The sequence below is a fragment of the Bradyrhizobium sp. WBOS07 genome, assembly GCF_024585165.1.
Lineage (GTDB): Bacteria > Pseudomonadota > Alphaproteobacteria > Rhizobiales > Xanthobacteraceae > Bradyrhizobium > Bradyrhizobium japonicum_B.
The window spans coordinates 6,069,379-6,086,499 of record NZ_CP029008.1; the positions used below are offsets into that span (position 1 = coordinate 6,069,379).

The 17,121-nt window shown below is 64.9% G+C and carries 14 protein-coding genes; 10 read left to right on the forward strand and 4 right to left on the reverse strand.

Going from position 1 to position 17,121, the window contains the following annotated elements; translation table 11 throughout:
- Window positions 1–84 precede the first annotated feature (84 nt).
- From DCM79_RS28820 to DCM79_RS28830, 3 genes are all read left to right on the forward strand, one after another.
- Window positions 85–1,671, forward strand: a complete 1,587-nt coding sequence (locus DCM79_RS28820; RefSeq protein ID WP_257177455.1) for a B12-binding domain-containing radical SAM protein — start codon at window positions 85–87, stop codon at window positions 1,669–1,671.
- Window positions 1,668–2,468, forward strand: coding sequence for an ethanolamine ammonia-lyase subunit EutC (eutC, locus tag DCM79_RS28825; RefSeq protein ID WP_257177456.1), 801 nt, complete (start codon window positions 1,668–1,670; stop codon window positions 2,466–2,468). The genes DCM79_RS28820 and eutC overlap by 4 nt, the downstream gene beginning before the upstream one ends.
- A 208-nt stretch (window positions 2,469–2,676) precedes the next feature.
- Window positions 2,677–5,043 carry an RND family transporter gene (locus tag DCM79_RS28830; protein WP_257177457.1) on the forward strand — a complete coding sequence of 789 codons (2,367 nt, stop codon included), beginning with the start codon at window positions 2,677–2,679 and terminating at the stop codon, window positions 5,041–5,043.
- 30 nt (window positions 5,044–5,073) lie between these two features.
- On the opposite strand, the gene DCM79_RS28835 is transcribed toward DCM79_RS28830, so the two are convergent.
- Window positions 5,074–5,919: a hypothetical protein gene (locus DCM79_RS28835; RefSeq protein WP_257177458.1), complete on the reverse strand. Its 846-nt coding sequence runs from the start codon at window positions 5,917–5,919 to the stop codon at window positions 5,074–5,076.
- 74 nt (window positions 5,920–5,993) lie between these two features.
- Window positions 5,994–6,491 carry a hypothetical protein gene (locus DCM79_RS28840; protein WP_028135322.1) on the reverse strand — a complete coding sequence of 166 codons (498 nt, stop codon included), beginning with the start codon at window positions 6,489–6,491 and terminating at the stop codon, window positions 5,994–5,996.
- A 461-nt stretch (window positions 6,492–6,952) separates the two neighbouring features.
- Here DCM79_RS28840 and DCM79_RS28845 point away from each other — a divergent pair, with 461 nt between their 5' ends.
- From DCM79_RS28845 to DCM79_RS28875, 7 genes are all read left to right on the forward strand, one after another.
- On the forward strand, window positions 6,953–7,186 hold the full coding sequence (locus DCM79_RS28845) for a hypothetical protein (protein WP_028135323.1): 234 nt from the start codon (window positions 6,953–6,955) through the stop codon (window positions 7,184–7,186).
- Window positions 7,187–7,376: 190 nt separating this feature from the next.
- Window positions 7,377–8,261 carry a squalene synthase HpnC gene (gene hpnC, locus DCM79_RS28850; protein ID WP_257177459.1) on the forward strand — a complete coding sequence of 295 codons (885 nt, stop codon included), beginning with the start codon at window positions 7,377–7,379 and terminating at the stop codon, window positions 8,259–8,261.
- Entirely contained in the window at window positions 8,251–9,090 is an 840-nt protein-coding gene (gene hpnD, locus DCM79_RS28855) for a presqualene diphosphate synthase HpnD (protein WP_028135325.1), read from the forward strand. Before hpnC ends, hpnD begins: the two co-directional genes overlap by 11 nt.
- A complete protein-coding gene (hpnE, locus tag DCM79_RS28860) occupies window positions 9,090–10,346 on the forward strand; it encodes a hydroxysqualene dehydroxylase HpnE (RefSeq protein ID WP_257177460.1) in 1,257 nt (418 codons plus the stop codon). Before hpnD ends, hpnE begins: the two co-directional genes overlap by 1 nt.
- A gap of 64 nt (window positions 10,347–10,410) precedes the next feature.
- Window positions 10,411–12,393 carry a squalene--hopene cyclase gene (gene shc, locus DCM79_RS28865; RefSeq protein WP_257177461.1) on the forward strand — a complete coding sequence of 661 codons (1,983 nt, stop codon included), beginning with the start codon at window positions 10,411–10,413 and terminating at the stop codon, window positions 12,391–12,393.
- On the forward strand, window positions 12,327–13,139 hold the full coding sequence (locus DCM79_RS28870) for a phosphorylase (protein WP_257177462.1): 813 nt from the start codon (window positions 12,327–12,329) through the stop codon (window positions 13,137–13,139). The genes shc and DCM79_RS28870 overlap by 67 nt, the downstream gene beginning before the upstream one ends.
- A gap of 77 nt (window positions 13,140–13,216) precedes the next feature.
- A complete protein-coding gene (locus tag DCM79_RS28875) occupies window positions 13,217–13,426 on the forward strand; it encodes a hypothetical protein (RefSeq protein ID WP_257177463.1) in 210 nt (69 codons plus the stop codon).
- Window positions 13,427–14,699: 1,273 nt separating this feature from the next.
- Here the strand turns inward: DCM79_RS28875 and hpnH are convergent.
- Window positions 14,700–15,860, reverse strand: a complete 1,161-nt coding sequence (gene hpnH, locus DCM79_RS28880; protein WP_028135332.1) for an adenosyl-hopene transferase HpnH — start codon at window positions 15,858–15,860, stop codon at window positions 14,700–14,702.
- Between the two features lie 36 nt (window positions 15,861–15,896).
- Window positions 15,897–16,823 (reverse strand): 4-hydroxy-3-methylbut-2-enyl diphosphate reductase, encoded by a 927-nt coding sequence (gene ispH / locus DCM79_RS28885; protein WP_257177464.1) that lies wholly within the window; start codon window positions 16,821–16,823, stop codon window positions 15,897–15,899.
- Window positions 16,824–17,121: the final 298 nt, after the last annotated feature.

Genomic DNA, 17,121 nt, shown 5'->3' on the forward strand with positions numbered 1-17,121 from the left:
CAATATTGAGAAATTCCGGCTGCAGCATTACGCTATGTGTCTGGCTGGCAATTTCCGCAACCAGGTCGTGGCGGGGGAGCTTAGATGCGAGCTGAAAGTAACGGAACGTCCCGGCGGATCCTCTGTGTATTTCCGCGCTACACCTCGTCCTTCGGTACGTTCGAGCATTCCTATCCCCTGACCGACGGCGTCCGCGCCTTCATGCCGCCGCAGGGACTGCTGCTGATCTCCGCCTACCTTCCGAAAGAGTGGCAGGTCAGATTCGTTGACGAGAATCTCCGCCGCACGACCAGGGAGGAGTTCGAATGGGCCGAGGCGGTCTTCGTCAGCGGCATGCACATCCAGCGCCAGCAGATGAACGACATCTGCCGCCGCGCGCATGAATTCGACCTGCCGGTCGCACTTGGCGGCCCCTCCGTCAGCGCCTGCCCGGATTATTATCCCTCGTTCGATTATCTCCATGTCGGCGAGCTCGGCGATGCCACCAACCAGCTGATCGAGATCCTGTCGCGCGACACCTCTCGCCCCGAGAGCCAGGTCGTGCTGACCACCAAGGATCGCGTGCCGATGACGGAGTTTCCGATCCCGGCCTACGAGCTTGCCGACGTGAAGAAGTATTTTCTCGGCAGCATCCAATATTCCAGCGGCTGTCCCTATCAGTGCGAGTTCTGCGACATCCCCGGCCTCTACGGCCGCAACCCGCGCATCAAGACGCCGCAGCAGATCATCGCCGAGCTCGACCGCCTGCGCGAATGCGGCATGACCGACACGGTCTATTTCGTCGACGACAATTTCATCGGCAACCGCAAGGCGGCGCTCGACCTGTTGCCGCATCTGGTCGAATGGCAGAAGCGGACCGGCTACGTGGTCCGGCTCGCCTGCGAGGCGACGCTCAACATCGCCAAGCGGCCCGAGATCCTCGAGAAGATGCGCGACGCCTATTTCGTCACCATCTTCTGCGGCATCGAGACGCCGGATCCCGATGCGCTGAAGGCAATGCAGAAGGACCATAACATGATGGTCCCGATCCTGGAGGGCGTGCGCACCATCAACTCCTACGGCATGGAGGTCGTGTCCGGCATCATCATGGGGCTCGACACCGACAAGCCGAACACGTCGGAGGCGCTGCTCGCCTTCGTCGAGGAATCGCGCATTCCGCTGCTCACCATCAACCTGCTGCAGGCGCTGCCGAAGACGCCGCTGTGGGACCGGCTCGAGCGCGAGGGCCGCCTGATCCACGACGACGGCCGCGATTCCAACGTCGACTTCCTGCTACCCTATGACGAGGTCGTCGCGTCCTGGAAGCAGGCCATGGCGGTCGCTTACGCGCCGGACAAGGTCTACGCCCGCTACCAGCATCAGTGCGATCATGTTTACACGCAGCGCCTCAAGGTGCCGGTCTCGGACGAGATGAAGACCTGGCCCAACATCCGTCGCGGCCTCGTCATGCTGCGTAACATCTTCTGGAAGGTCGGCGTGCTCGGCGACTACAGGCGCGTGTTCTGGAAGTTCGCGCTGGGACGCATCATGCGCGGCGATCTCGAAGGCCTGATCGGATGCACGCTGGTCGCGCATCATCTCATCACCTTTGCGCGCGCGGCCTCCAGCGGCAGACAGAACGCCTCGAACTATTCGATCCGGCTGCGCGAGGCCGCCGTTCCGGCCGAATGAGCGACCCGTCGGTTCCGGCCCGCCCCGCCATTGACCTCAGGTCATTCACGCCCGCGCGCGTCGCGCTGGGCCGCACCGGTGCAAGCGTGCCGACCAGGGCGCTGCTCGATTTCACGCTCGACCATGCCCGCGCCCGCGATGCCGTGCATGCCGCCTTCGATGCGCCGCGCCTGCGCGCCGATCTCCGTGGCCTCGGCCTCGACGTCACCGAGGCGAGGAGCCAGGTGGCCGACCGCGGGGATTATCTGCGGCGGCCGGATCTGGGGCGACGGCTCGAGCCCGGCTCGGTCGAGGACTTGAAGCGAGCAGCTTCCGCGCCATGCCAGCTTGCGCTGGTGATCGGCGACGGACTGTCCGCGGCGGCGGTCCATGCCCATGCGGCGACCCTGGTGAGCCGTCTGCTGCCGTTGCTCGCGGAAGGCGATGCCGTCGCCGTCGGCCAAGTCGTCGTCAGCCAGGTCGTCGTCGCCTCAGGCGCGCGCGTTGCGCTCGGCGATGAGATCGGCGCCATTCTCGGCGCGCGCATGGTCGTGATGTTGATCGGCGAACGGCCCGGCCTGTCGGCGCCGGACAGTCTCGGCGCCTATCTGACCTTCGCGCCGAAGCCCGGCCGCACCGATGCCGAGCGCAATTGCGTGTCCAACATCCACCACGCCGGGCTCAGCTATGACGAGGCCGCCTTCAAGATCGCCTGGCTGGTCCGCGAGGGGCTGGCCCGGCAGGTCAGCGGCGTGGCGCTGAAGGACGAGAGCGCGGACCGTGCGCCGCGTCGAATTGGCACATTCTCGCCCGGGTGACCCGCGGCAAGGGCCCGAAATCGCCGCATCTTGATCGATTCGCCCACGCTTCGCTGGCTTGCGAGAGGGGCAATTGACCTGCTAAACCCCCTCGCGGCGATTTTCCGCGCATTTTCAAAGGGCAAGCCTCCCATTGGTATGGCGTTTTCAAGCCGCTCGCGGAGCGCAATAAGCTCTCAAGACCGATGATTTAGGAACTGGACAAGGCATGCTCGAAAAGCACAGCGAGAATGAGGTTCATGTCGACAAGGTCGAGCAGGGACCTACGTCCTCGATCGCCTTCGGGCTGGAACGGCTCGGACTGATCGCCGTCCGGGCGCCGATCGTCTCCTGCATCGTCCTGGTCGCGCTGATCATCGGCGCCGTGTTCGGCATCCACCGGATCAAGATCGACGATTCGCTGTCGCAGCTGTTTCGCTCGGATACCCGCGAATTCAAGCAGTATGAAGAGGTGACGAAGAAGTTCCCGGCCGAGGAATTCGACGTCCTTGTCGTGGTCGAGGGCAAGAACCTGCTGGCGCGCGACAATTTGGAGAAGCTGCGCGACTTCGTCACCGACTTGCAGCTGGTCGACGGCACGCGCGGGCTGGTCTCTCTGTTCTCGGCGCGGCAGGCGCCGGCACCGGGCAAGCTGCCGGCGGCTCTGTTCCCGGCCGAGCTGCCCGAAGGCGCCGACTACGACAAGTTCATCGAGACGGTCAAGAACAACGAGATCATCCGCGGCAAGCTGTTGTCGGAAGACGGGACGCTGGCGCTCGTCGTGCTGTCGCTCGATCCGGAGGTCGTCGCCTCCAACAAGCTGACCAAGACCGTGGCCGATATCCGCGCGCTGATGAAGGAGAGTCTCGGCGACACCGGGCTCAACGTGCAGCTCTCCGGCGTGCCGGTGATGCAGCTCGAGATTCGCAATGCGGTCGAGCGCGACGGGCTGACCTACAACATCCTCGGCATTCTCGCCGGCTGCATCATCGCCATCATCTTCTTCCGCAAGGTCTCGTTCATGATCGCGGCCGCGTTCCCGCCGATGATCGCGATCCTGCTGGCGCTCGGCGCGCTCGGCTGGGCCAATTTCAATCTCAACATGTTCCTGAACGTGATGACGCCGCTCATCATGGTCATCAGCTTCTCGGACTCGATGCAGCTCACCTTTGCCGCGCGTGACCGGCTGATCGCAGGCCAGGACAAGTTCACCGCGTTCAAGAACGCCGTGCTGGTGGTCGGCCCGGCCTGCGTGCTGACGCACGGCACAGCCGGCATCTCCTTCATTGCGCTGCAATTCTCCGACTCCGATCTGATCCGCAAGTTCGGCGAGGCGGGCCTCGCCGCCACCATCATCGCGCTGGTCGCGGTGCTGTCGCTGGTGCCGGTGTTCGGCGTGCTGTTCGTGCGCAACGAGAAGGTGTTTGCGGTCAAGTTCCAGGGCGCGGATGCCGGCGTCCAGGCGCTGCGCAATTTCTGCTACTGGATCGCCGTGCGCATGGTCGGCCGGCCCGGCCTGTTCAGCCTGATCGCCGTGCTGTTCGTCGGCGGCCTCGGCGTCATCTACGCCAATCTGGAGCCGCGCTACCGGCTCGCCGACCAGGTGCCGGACAAGCGCCAGGCGGTCGCCGCCAGCGATCGGTTGGACGCCAAGCTCACCGGCGCCAATCCGGTCAACGTGCTGATCGTGTTTCCGAAGGGGCAGTCGCTCTATTCGCCGGAAACGCTCCAGACCATTGCCGAGGTGCACGCGACGGTCGAGAAATCCGCCGGGGTCGGCAACGTCTGGTCGCTGGAAACGCTGCGCCGCTGGCTGACGGAGAAGGCCGGCAACGCCGACGTCGCCACGCTGAAGGAATATGTCAGCGTCATCCCCGAGCATCTGGTGCGGCGCTTCATCGACGCCGAGCAGGACGCCGTCGTGGTGGCCGGCCGCGTGCCGGACAAGGATTCCAGCCAGCTGCTGCCGATCGTCGACAAGCTCGACAGCGAGCTCAACACCGTCCGCAACAAGCATCCCGGTTACGAAATCGCGGTGACGGGCCTGGCTGCGATTGCGGCCCGCAACTCGGCGAGCATGATCGAGAAGCTGAATCACGGCCTCACGATCGAGTTTGCGCTGGTCGCGATCTTCATCGGTCTCGCGTTCCGCTCCTGGGTGGTGACGCTCGCCTGCATCCTGCCCGGCATCTTCCCGGTGGTGATGTCGGGCACGGTGCTGTGGGCGATGGGCGAGGGGCTGCAATTCGCCAGCGTCGTCGCGCTCACGGTCTCGTTCGGCCTCGGCCTCAGCGCCACCATCCACTTCCTCAACCGCCTGCGCCTGGAGAACAGGCCGGGGGTCGGCTCCGCGCTCGCGGTGGAGCGGGCGACCGTGCTGGTCGGACCGGCGCTGATCCTGACCACGGTGGTGCTGGCCTGCGGCCTCGTCGTCACCGTGTTCTCCGACCTGCCGTCGCTGCGGCTGTTCGGCTGGCTCAGCGCCTTCTCGATGGTGATGGCCCTCGTCGCCGACCTCTTCATCCTCAGGCCGACGGCGATGTGGCTGATCAATCTGCACGCCCGGCTGCAGGGGGCCGACAAACCCGCGATCTGATCGGTTGGCGCCGGACGCTGCCCGGCGCCCTCACGCTCCGATGCGGACGATCCCATACGGATTGAACTTGAAGTCGCCCTCGGCGTAGTCCTGCTCCCGCGACAGCGCGAGCTTGCGGTCGCGCAGCGTCGCCTCGATGCCGCGCTCGGCCATGGCGTCCGCAATCTCGTCCATCAGCTTCGCCGCGTTCCGGTCGCTGCCGCGCGATCGCGCGACATAGATATCGGGCAGCCCGACGAGGCCGAAGCCGACACTTTCGTTGTAGGTGTCGCCGGCGAGCGGCCGCTTGGCGAAAGCGAGGCGGCAGGTCCGGCTCATCGCTGCCGTGACGGCAAGGCCTTGGTTCGTGTTCGCGGCCGCCTTGCACTCCCGGGCCAGGTGCCGCCATCGGGCGAGGCCGTGGGCAACGCCCGCACTTTCGCCCTTTACGGCGGTGGCGCCGGCCTCGATCATCTCCTCGACGATGCGCAAGGCGGCGGCTGAATAGGCCACCGTCTTCTGCTGCTCCATCGGCGGGCTCAGCACGTAGAGCACGGCCTTGTGGTTGAGCACGGCCATTTCGTCGGCCTCGGACCACGCCTTGGGAAAGACGCGGTCCCAGCACACACCGAACGAGCGCTCCATGTGCGGATCGGGTTTGGCCTGCGAATAAGTGCGGTCGATCTCGAAGTTGAAATCCGCGATCGTCTTGGCCACTGCTTCGGGAGGATGCAGCAGGCCCTCGTCCTTGCCGAGGAAGCAGAGCACGTGACGCGGCTTCACGGATGAGGATCGCATGCTCGTTTCCCGCAGGACCCGCGGTTGCTCGTTGGCGAAGGCGGAACTGGCGGCGAAGAGGCCGGCCGCCATCAGGACGTGTCTGCGAGTCGGGTTCATGGTTGCGACGATGTCAGCAAAAAGCCCCCGGGTCGCGAGAGCCGGGGGCTGTATTCTTTCGCAGCGGGACGGGATCAGCTCTTCGTCATGGTGATGTTGACGCCGCGGATCTCGCCCTTGGAAGAGATCTGCACGGTTTGCTTGGTGCCGTTGGTGCGCAGGGAGAGGTTGGCGGCAAAGCCGTTGGCCTCGACGAACACCTCGATCTGGCCGCCGCCGGCGGTGCCCTGGAGATTGCCGAAGATGTTGCGGCTGGACTCGCTCCAATTGCCCGAGATGCGCTCGCCCTGGCTGGTCACGTCGCTGGTGAGGTCGAACTTGTAGCTGTCGGAAGCGCAGTGCAGGGCCTGCTTCAGGTTGAGGCCGCTGCCGGCGACCTTGTAGTCGGCCTTGCAGCGAATGCGCTCGGTGGAGCCGTCGGACAGCGACACCGTGCCGGTGCCGCTCCATGCGCCGTCGAAACCGGCAAACGGGCCGGACGACTGAGCGTGGCCTGCCGAAACCGAGAAGAGCAGCGCCGCCCCGATGCCGGCCGCCTTGATTGCCAGTCCAGATCGCCCAAAGAATGTCATCTCGAATATCCCGTTTTAGAATGACGCCCGCTTGCGCGTGATAACGTCTCGCCACATCGAAAGTTTAGTGCTCCGAGCCAGTGTCAGGTTCAAAGCCTGGCCGCCAGAGATGGCCATTCACGCAGCCTCGCGCCAGCCCGGGAGCCGCCGATTTGCGCTGTTTCGGCATGTTTCCGGCGGCAAAGGCGGGATGGAGAGATGCAGCCCTGCAACAGGTCTGCACTAAAACACCGCTCCCTTGAATTATGACGTAGTATCAATCCCTTACATCTGTCAATCAAGGCTAAGGGAAGACCTGATTTGGTGGGCGCGGCGCCAATTTGGCCGCATTTGCCAGTGCTTGTGCCTTCTCTGAAAGCCGCTATGTCCGCGGCGATTTGCCATCAGAACAAGCCGTTCCGGTCGTCAGCCCAGTGCAGTCCGGGTCCGGTGCGATTCTGCCGCCAGAATGAAGGAATACAATGCGTAAGCTTCTCGTCGCTCTCACCCTGCTGTCGGCTTCCCTTTCGACCGCGGCATTCGCCCAGGCAGGACGCGGCACGGACGCCGAGCAGAAGGCCTGCACCCGCGACGTGCAGAAGTTCTGCCGTCCGGTCATCGACCAGGGCGATTTCACCATCCTGGCCTGCCTCAAGGAGAACCGCTCCAAGATCTCGCAGGCCTGCGACCAGGTCCTGAAGAACCACAACCAGTAAGCTCGGCCACTGGCCCACAAAAGGCGGCCCCGGGGCCGCCTTTTCGGGCCCTTTTCGCCAAGGGCAGCCATCGCGAGACAGGATTGGTTTTGCGGCCGTATTCCCCTATATGGGGGCCGCGGCGGATCGCCGGCACGAGCCCGCGAGCGAACAAGCCCTTTCCATCCAGACGATTGTAAGCCAGCCCTCGATGACCTCTGCGAGCGAATTGCGATCCGGCAAGGGAGACCGCGACGAGAATTTTCCCGTCGCGTCCTGGATCATTCATCCGCGTCATCGCGCCCTGATCCTGGCCTATTACAATTTCGTCCGCACCGCCGACGACATCGCCGACCACGCGACGCTCCCGCCCGACCAGAAGCTCGCCTATCTCGACCTGCTCGAGGCGGAACTGCTCGGCAAAGGCGATAGCCAGGCCGAGGCCGTCAGCTTGCGGCGGGCGCTTGCCGAGCGCGGCATGGCGCCGCGCCATGCGCTCGACGTGCTGACCGCGTTCCGCATGGACGTGACCAAGCTGCGTTACGAGACCTGGGACGAGGTCATCCACTATTGCCGCTATTCGGCGATGCCGGTCGGCCGCTTCATGCTCGACGTCCACGGCGAGAGCACCTCGACCTGGGCCGCATCGGATGCGCTCTGCGCAGGCCTGCAGATCAACAACCACCTGCAGGATTGCGGCAAGGATTTCCGCGAGCTCAACCGCGTCTATCTGCCGCGCGATGCGCTGGCGGCACACGGCGCCTCGGCCGAGCAGCTCGGGCTTTCACAGTCGCCGCCGGCGATGCTGGCCTGCCTGCACGGGCTTGCCGCGCGCAACGAAGCGCTGCTCGACGAGGGCAGGTCGCTGGCCGCCGAGATCCGGGATTTTCGTCTCGGCGTCGACGTCGCGGTGATCCAGGCCTACGCCGACCGCATCGTGCGCCTCTTGAAGGTGCGCGATCCCCTGCGCGAGCGGGTGCATCTGAACAAGTTCGAGCTGCTCGTCTTCAGCCTTGCCGGGATGCTCGGCGAGGCCGGCCGCCGCGCGATGGGACGCAAGCCCATCTCCAGACCGGGGACTGCACATGACGCTTGAGGCGACCTCGCCCGGCGCCGATTATGGCTCGACCGCATCCGGCAGCTCGTTCTACGCCGCGATGCGCATCCTGCCGCATGACCAGCGCGAAGCGATGTTCCAGATCTACAGCTTCTGCCGCCAGGTCGACGACATCGCCGATTCCGACGGCCCGCGCGAGGAGCGGCTCGCCGCGCTGCAAGAGTGGCGCAACGACATCGACGCGCTCTATCAGGGCAATCCGCCGCCGCGGCTGAAGGATTACGTCGCCTCGGTGAAGACCTTCGGCCTCAAGCGCGAGGACTTCCTGGCGATCGTCGACGGCATGGAGATGGACGTGCCGCAGGACATCCGCGCGCCCGACATGGCGACGCTGGATCTGTATTGCGATCGCGTCGCCAGCGCGGTGGGACGGCTGTCGGTGCGGGTCTTTGGCCTGCCCGAGGACGACGGCATCCAGCTCGCCTATCATCTGGGCCGCGCGCTTCAGCTCACCAACATCCTGCGTGACATCGACGAGGACGCCGGCCTCGGCCGGCTCTATCTGCCGCGCGAGGCGCTGCTGCATGCCGGCATCACCTCTGATGATCCGAACCGCGTGATCGCCGAGCGCGCGCTGCCGAAGGCCTGCCTGCCGCTGACGCAGCGTGCGAAGGCACATTTCGAGAAGTCGGACGAGATCATGAACCGCAACAAGCGCCGCGTCGTGCGCGCGCCGCGGATCATGTCGAAATATTATCATTCCATTCTGGATCTGCTGATTGCGCGCGGTTTCAACGCGCCGCGCCAGCCGGTGCGCGTGTCGAAGGTCACACGCATCGCAATCCTGCTCCGTTACGCTTTCATCTGATGCAAAAGACAGCTCACATCATCGGTGCCGGGATTTCCGGCCTTTCCGCCGCCGTGCGGCTCGCCAATGCCGGCTTCAAGGTCGCCGTGCACGAGGCCACGCACCAGGCCGGCGGCCGGTGCCGCTCCTATTTCGACGGCGCCACCAACCTCACCATCGACAACGGCAATCATCTGCTGCTGTCGGGCAACAGCCATGCGCGGGCCTATGCGCGCGCGATCGGCACCGAGGCGGGCCTGGTCGGGCCGGAGAGCGCGCAGTTTCCGTTCGTCGACATCAAGACCGGGCAGCGCTGGCAGATCGATCTCGGCAGCGGCCGGCTGCCGACCTGGGTGCTCGACGAGAGCCGCCGCGTGCCCGACACGGGCCTTGCCGATTACCTGAAGCTGGCGCCGCTGATCTGGGCCTCGGAACAGACGTTGGTCGGCAAATCCATTCCTTGCGAAGGCGTCCTTTACCAGCGCCTGGTGCAGCCGCTGCTGCTCGCGGCCCTCAACGTCGATCCGCCCGAGGGCTCGGCCGGGCTTGCCGGCGCCATCGTGCGCGAGACGCTGCTGGCCGGCGGGCAGGCCTGCCGGCCGCTGATCGCCCGCGACGGTCTCAGCGCCGTGCTGATCGAGCCCGCGGTGAAGTTTTTGCAGGAACGTGGCCACATTGTTCAGCTCGGCCATGAGCTGCGTTCGTTTGCGAGCAACAACGGCAAGGCCAGCGCGCTGAATTTCGGCGGCGAGGATGTGATTCAGATCGGCGAGGGCGATGTCGTGGTGATGGCGGTGCCGCCGCGCGCCGCCGCCAACCTGCTGCCGGGCCTGAAGACGCCGACCGAGTTCCGCGCCATCGTCAATGCGCATTTCCGCATCACGCCGCCGCCGGGTTCGGCGCCGATCCTCGGCGTGATCGGCGGAATCGTGGAATGGCTGTTCGCGTTCCCGAACCGGCTTTCCGTCACCATCAGCAATGGCGACCGTCTGGTCGACATGCCGCGCGAGGAACTCGCGCAGGCGGTCTGGAACGACGTCTGCAAGGCCGGCGGCGTGTCCGGCGAGCTGCCACCGTGGCAGATCGTGCGCGAGCGCCGCGCCACATTTGCGGCGACGCCGGCGCAGAACGCCCTGCGCCCGGGGCCGGTCACCGCGCTGAAAAACCTGTTCCTTGCCGGGGATTGGACTGCTACGGGATTGCCTGCAACCATCGAGGGATCGGTCCGGTCCGGAGATCGCGCCGCCGATCTGGTTCTGGCCGCCAAAGCATCCTGAAAGGCGGCCCTGACGGGCAAACGTCCCGGCCAATTTCGATCCACTATCGGAGCAATCGAGCGAGATGGATTCCGTGAACGCGACCAGCCGCGAAGCCCTGCAGCCGGGGACCTTGCAACCGGGCATCCTGGAATCGAGCATTGCATCTGCGACGCAGGGCGTCCTCGATTTCCAGCAGGCGGACGGGCATTGGGTGTTCGAGCTCGAGGCCGACTGCACGATTCCGGCCGAATACGTCCTGCTCCGCCACTATCTCGCCGAGCCGGTCGATGCCGTGCTCGAAGCCAAGATCGCCAATTATCTTCGCCGCATCCAGGGCGCCCATGGCGGCTGGCCGCTGGTGCATGACGGCGAGTTCGACATGAGCGCCAGCGTGAAGGCCTACTTCGCGCTGAAGATGATCGGCGATTCCGTCGACGCCCCGCACATGGTGCGTGCGCGCGAGGCGATCCACGCGCGCGGCGGCGCGATTCACAGCAACGTCTTCACCCGCTTCCTGCTTGCGATGTACGGCGTGGTGACCTGGCGCGCGGTGCCGGTGCTGCCGATCGAGATCGTGCTGCTGCCATTCTGGTCGCCGTTCCATCTCAACAAGATCTCCTATTGGGCGCGCACCACCATGGTGCCCTTGATGGTGCTCGCAGCGCTGAAGCCGCGCGCGAAGAATCCGAAAGGCGTCGGCATCGACGAGCTCTTCTTGCAGGATCCGCGCTCGATCGGCATGACCGCCAAGGCGCCGCACCAGAGCCTGGCCTGGTTCCTGCTCTTTCGTTCGCTCGACGCCATCCTGCGCGTGATCGAGCCGCTGTTTCCCAAGAGCCTGCGCAAGCGGGCCATCGACGCCGCGCTCGCCTTCACCGAGGAGCGCCTCAACGGCGAGGACGGCATGGGCGCGATCTATCCGCCCATGGCCAACATCGTCATGATGTACGACGCGCTCGGCAAGGATGAGAATTATCCGCCGCGCGCGGTCACGCGCCGGGGCATCGACAAGCTGCTCGTGATCCACGACGACGAGGCCTATTGCCAGCCCTGCGTCTCCCCGGTTTGGGATACGACACTGACGGCGCATGCGCTGCTGGAGGCCGGCGGCGACAAGGCGGTGCCGGCCGCCAAGCAGGGCCTCGACTGGTTGATCCCGAGGCAGGAGCTCGAGCTGAAGGGCGACTGGGCGGTAAAGCGGCCCGACGTGCGTCCGGGCGGTTGGGCCTTCCAGTACAACAACGCGCATTACCCCGACCTCGACGACACCGCCGTGGTGGTTATGTCAATGGACCGCATGCGCAGGGAGCACGGCACCACCGGCTACGACGCCGCGATTGCCCGGGGCAGGGAGTGGATCGAGGGCATGCAGAGCGACGACGGCGGCTGGGCCGCCTTCGACGTCAACAATCTCGAATATTACCTCAACAACATCCCGTTCTCCGACCATGGCGCGCTGCTCGATCCGCCGACCGAGGACGTCACGGCGCGCTGCATCTCGATGCTGGCCCAGCTCGGCGAGACCGCGGCGACCAGCAAGCACGTGGCCGACGGGGTCGCCTATCTGCGCAAGACCCAGCATCCCGAGGGGTCCTGGTACGGCCGCTGGGGCATGAATTTCATTTATGGAACCTGGTCGGTGCTCTGCGCCCTCAACATGGCCGGCGTCGACCACGGGGATCCCATGATTCGCAAAGCCGCCGCCTGGCTGGCCTCGATCCAGAACGAGGACGGCGGCTGGGGCGAGGACGCCGTCAGCTACCGGCTGGACTACAAGGGCTGGGAGGCCGCCCCCTCGACCGCCTCGCAAACGGCATGGGCCTTGCTTGCCCTGATGGCGGCAGGCGAGGTTGATCACCCGGCCGTCGCCCGCGGGGTGGAGTACCTGATTGCAACACAAAACAAAAAAGGACTGTGGGACGAGCAGCGGTACACCGCCACAGGCTTCCCCCGCGTGTTCTATCTGCGGTATCATGGTTACCCAAAGTTCTTTCCGCTGTGGGCGTTGGCGCGGTATCGGAACTTGCGGAACACCAACAGCAGGGTGGTAGGGGTCGGAATGTGACTTTGGGGACGGGGGACTATTTTACCGTGGGTCAGGCCATCGACCCGCGGCCGATACTGATCGTGACCGGATTGGTGCAGGAGGCCCGCATCGCGGCCGGGCCGGGAATGGCGGTCATCTGTTCATCCAGCAGCCCGACGCAATTGCGGGCGCTTCTGACCGTAGTGGACCCCGAGACGATTCGCGGCGTGATCTCGTTCGGCGTCGCCGGCGGGCTCGACCCGAGCCTGCGTTCCGGTGACGTCGTGCTGGCGACCGAGGTGCTCTCCGGCGACACCCGCTGGGCCGCGGGGCTCTCGCTCGGCGACGATTTGATCGACCGCCTGACGTCGGGGCGTCGCCGCGTGGTGCGCGGCAGCCTCGCCGGCGCCGAGGAGGTGGTCACCAAGCGCGCCTGCAAGGCGGCGCTGCATTCGGAGACGGGCGCCGCCGCGGTCGACATGGAAAGCCACATCGCCGCCGCCTACGCCACTGAGGCCGGGCTGCCCTTTGCCGCGGTTCGCGTCATCAGCGACCCCGCCCATCGCGCGCTGCCAGCGATCGCCCGCGCCGCGATCAAGCCGAACGGCCAGATCGACCTCGCCGCCGTGCTGCGCGGCATCGCGCGCAATCCGGCAACGCTGCACGCCCTGGTCTCGACCGGCATCGACTTCAACCGCGCCCTGCGGAGCCTGCGCGGCTGCCGCGATTATCTGATCGGCACGGAGCTGATTGAGAGCGAAGTGTTGGTGTCGAAGGCGGCGTGAAGCGGGTTCGTTCGAACTGACAGAGGAAAAGGCCCGGTCGCCATTGGCGATCGGGCCTTTTCCAGATTGAGATCATAATGACAGAAGCCCAAGCTTTCTCAGCGATGTTTATCTTCCTTGAAGAAGCTTGGAAGAGAACTCGTTCCGATGGTCTAGCCATGATTCTTGGAGGTATGTCGCTTCTCGAAGATGGCACTCCAGCCGATCCGGCAGTGGTTGAGGACTGGAAGTCTGCCGTAGCGCGAGCCCTCAGCGGCGAAAGTGCTGGACGCCTGACGTTTCCATAGATCTGCAATTCGTGATTACGACACGATGATCGCGGTGAGAGTTCTGCGGTAGGATGGGTTTCGCCCCTGCGAAACCCATCGCTTCTCTATCATCGCTCTCCGTAAGTCCGGTGTGATCCGTCAGCAACGACAGCTGCCGCTCCGTCAAATACGATGGGCTTCGCGAACAGCTGAGCCCATTGGACGCTCCTGCGAAGCGTCGGGCAAAACACCAGGAAATCCGTCAACCCTTCGTTTCGAAAATATTCCACTTTTCAGAATTTCGGATTTGTGGCATACACTCCGCATCCCGGCCCTGCCAGAGGGGCGCTTCGCGATCGTCACGAGATGTGGGTCGGGGTGCGGTGGACGCGGTAGCGCCGGCGCGACAGGCGGTGACAGGGACGGGTGACCGTTGAGTCATGCGCGATGCGCTACGACACGGCGCGGTCACAGCGGTCTTGTTGATGGTCGGGGGCGCGCACATCGGGCCCCGGATGCTGAGGCAGGGACGTCCGCGGACGGAGAAGTCGTGTGGTCCCGACGCCCGGGGTTCTGGCGTCAAACCTCGCGGTGATGTGGCGGCCGACCGGCATGTGCATCGATCAGCGGCGAGGCGACGGGGGCAATAGTGCAACGCTCCCCGAGGAGAGCACGAAGGACACCGTTAAAACCATCCGCGCAGGGAAGGCCGGGCGACCGGCACACCTGTGATCCACTCCGTGTGCATTTTTCGTTGTGCACGGATCTGCGGGTGCCGCCGGCGCCCGGCCTTCCCTGCGCCCTCTGGTCTTTCGAGGGGCGCGAAACGACAGCAAGCCTCGGGCGAATGCGTCGCGAGAACGGGAAGGCGCATCTGCGATGAGAGCGCTGAGGAAGCAAGCCGACGCCACATGCTCCGTCATTGCGAGTGCAGCGACTTGCCCGCCGAAGCCTTTGGCGAAGGCGGAAGCAATCCAGAATATTTCCGCGGTGACAGTCTGGATTGCTTCGTCGCAAGTGCTCCCCGCAATGACGGCGGAGAGAGAATGATCCGATCTCCTCTCGTGCCCCGGACGCAGCGCAGCGCCCCCCGCGATGCGAAGCATCGTCGGGAGCGGTGCGCTGCAGAGCCGGGGCCCATCTATCGGCCCGGCACGCGGCTTGCTGGGTCCCGGCTCTGCGCAGCAGCGCAAGAGAGCGCTGCAGCGCGTCCGGGACACGGGCCGTTCCTCTCGCAGCACAACGGCACAAAAGAAAAGGCCCGGTCGCGATCGCGGCCGGGCCTTTGTCGTGAGATTGAGTGCGTCCGCGCTTACGCCGCCGTCGAAGCCTTCTGCGCGGCCTTTGCCTGCGCGGCCTCGGCCTCGTCCTTGCGGATCTCGGACAGCTTCTTCTGGACCTGCTCCGAGAAGATGTACTGCGCCGGGCGCTGCTTGCTCATGTCGATCTCCGGCGCCATCGGGCCCGAGGTCTTGATGCCGCGCAGCGACACCCACATCGCCTTCAGCGGGTTGTTCAGCGCTGCGGTCGCCGCCGTCGGCTCGTAGCCGCAATGGGCCATACAGTCGGCGCACTTCTCGTAACGGCCGGTGCCGTAGCTGTCCCAGTCGGTGGTCTCCATCAGCTCCTTGAAGGTCTTGGCGTAGCCTTCACCGAGCAGATAGCAGGGCTTCTGCCAGCCGAAGATGTTGCGCGCGGGCATGCCCCAGGGCGTGCACTCGTACTCCTGGTTGCCGGCGAGGAAGTCGAGGAACAGGCCGGAATGCATGAAGTTCCACTTCTTGCCCTTGCCCATGGCGAAGACGTCGCGGAACAGCTTCTTGGTCTTGGTGCGGTTGAGGAAGTGCTCCTGGTCCGGCGCGCGCTCATAGGCATAGCCCGGCGACATCGAGACGCCGACGCCGAGCTCGACGGTGAGGTCCAGGAACTTGGCGATCTCCTCGGCCGGATGGCCGTCGAAGATGGTGGCGTTGACGTTGACGGTGAAGCCGCGCGCCTTGGCCGCCTTGATCGCGGAGACCGCGCGGTCGAACACGCCCTTCTGCGACACCGCCTTGTCGTGGTGGTCGCGCAGGCCGTCGAGATGCACGGAGAAGAACAGGTAAGGGGAGGGCTCGAACAGATCGAGCTTCTTCTCGAGCAGCAGCGCGTTGGTGCAGAGCGAGACGAACTTCTTGCGGGCGACGAGGCCGCGCACGATCTCGCCGATCTCCTTGTGGATCAGCGGCTCGCCGCCGGGAATCGCAACCATCGGCGCGCCGCATTCGTCGGCGGCGTCCCAGCACTCCTGTGCGGTCATGCGGCGATTGAGGATCGCATCCGGATAATCGATCTTGCCGCAGCCGACGCAGGCGAGATTGCAGCGAAACAGCGGCTCCAGCATCAGCACGAGCGGGTAGCGCTTGCGGCCAAGCAGTTTCTGCTTGAGCAAATAGCCGCCGATACGCATTTCCTTGAAGAACGGGATAGCCATTACAAGTTTCTTTCTGGGCTTTTGAATTCGGGTGGGTCAGCTCGCGGCCAGTTGGGCCGGAAGCCGGAATTCGATGTTTTCCTCGCGGCCCGGCAACACCTGGACCTTCACCGGTCCGATCCGCCGCATCGCTTCGATGACGTCATCCACGAGTACCTCGGGCGCCGAAGCGCCGGCCGTGATGCCCACGGTCCTCGCATTCTTCAGCCACTCCGGATCGAGCTCGCTGCCGTCGGCAATCAGATAACTCGCGACGCCGGCCTCGGTGCCGATTTCGCGAAGCCGGTTCGAGTTCGAGCTGTTGGCGGCGCCCACCACCAGGATCACGTCGACCAGCTTGCTCAAGTCCCTTACCGCAGATTGGCGGTTCTGTGTCGCATAGCAGATATCCCGGATATCCGGACCTTGAATATCTGTAAAGCGGGCCTGAAGGGCCGCAATGATGTCCTTGGTGTCGTCGACCGACAGGGTGGTCTGGGTGATGTAGGCCACTGGCTTATCCGCCGGCAGCGTCAGGGCCTTAACCTCTTGAACGCTTTGGACAAGCAGCACGGGGGCGGGAACCTGGCCCATCGTGCCCTCGACCTCGGGGTGTCCGGCATGGCCGATCAGGATCAGCGTGCGGCCCTTGGTGATGTAGCGCTTCCCCTGATTGTGAACTTTCGTGACCAGGGGGCAGGTGGCGTTGAGCACCGGGAGGTCGCGCGCGGCGGCCTCTTCCTCGACGCTGCGTGCGACGCCGTGGGCGCTGAAGACCGTGACCGACTTCGGCGGGACCTCGGACAGCTCCTCGACGAAGATTGCCCCTTTGTTCTTTAGGCTTTCGACGACATGCTTGTTGTGCACGATCTCGTGGCGCACGTAGACGGGCGGGCCGTACTTCTCCAGCGCCCGTTCCACGATCTCGATCGCACGCACCACGCCCGCGCAGAAGCCGCGCGGCTGCGCCAGATAAACTTCCATGGGTTGCCCATCACGCAAGTTGCACCAATCCGCTTCAAAGTCCCCGGCGGCATGCCGATACTCACCATGAGTTGCAATATCCGCACCAATGGTTCGCGCACGCGGTAGCCGCCCACCCCCATCGGGGCTCCGGCGCATGGAGGCGCAAGACTTTGTGTCAAAAAATCGGCAGCAAGGAAAGGTCAAATGAAACCTCCGGCCCCGTTCGAGTCACGACGGAGGTATTATAATACGTAAACTCCCCCAAGTGCCAGCCGCGTCGAAAGTGCCCAGTCTTTCGTCACTTTCCCGCCTCAAC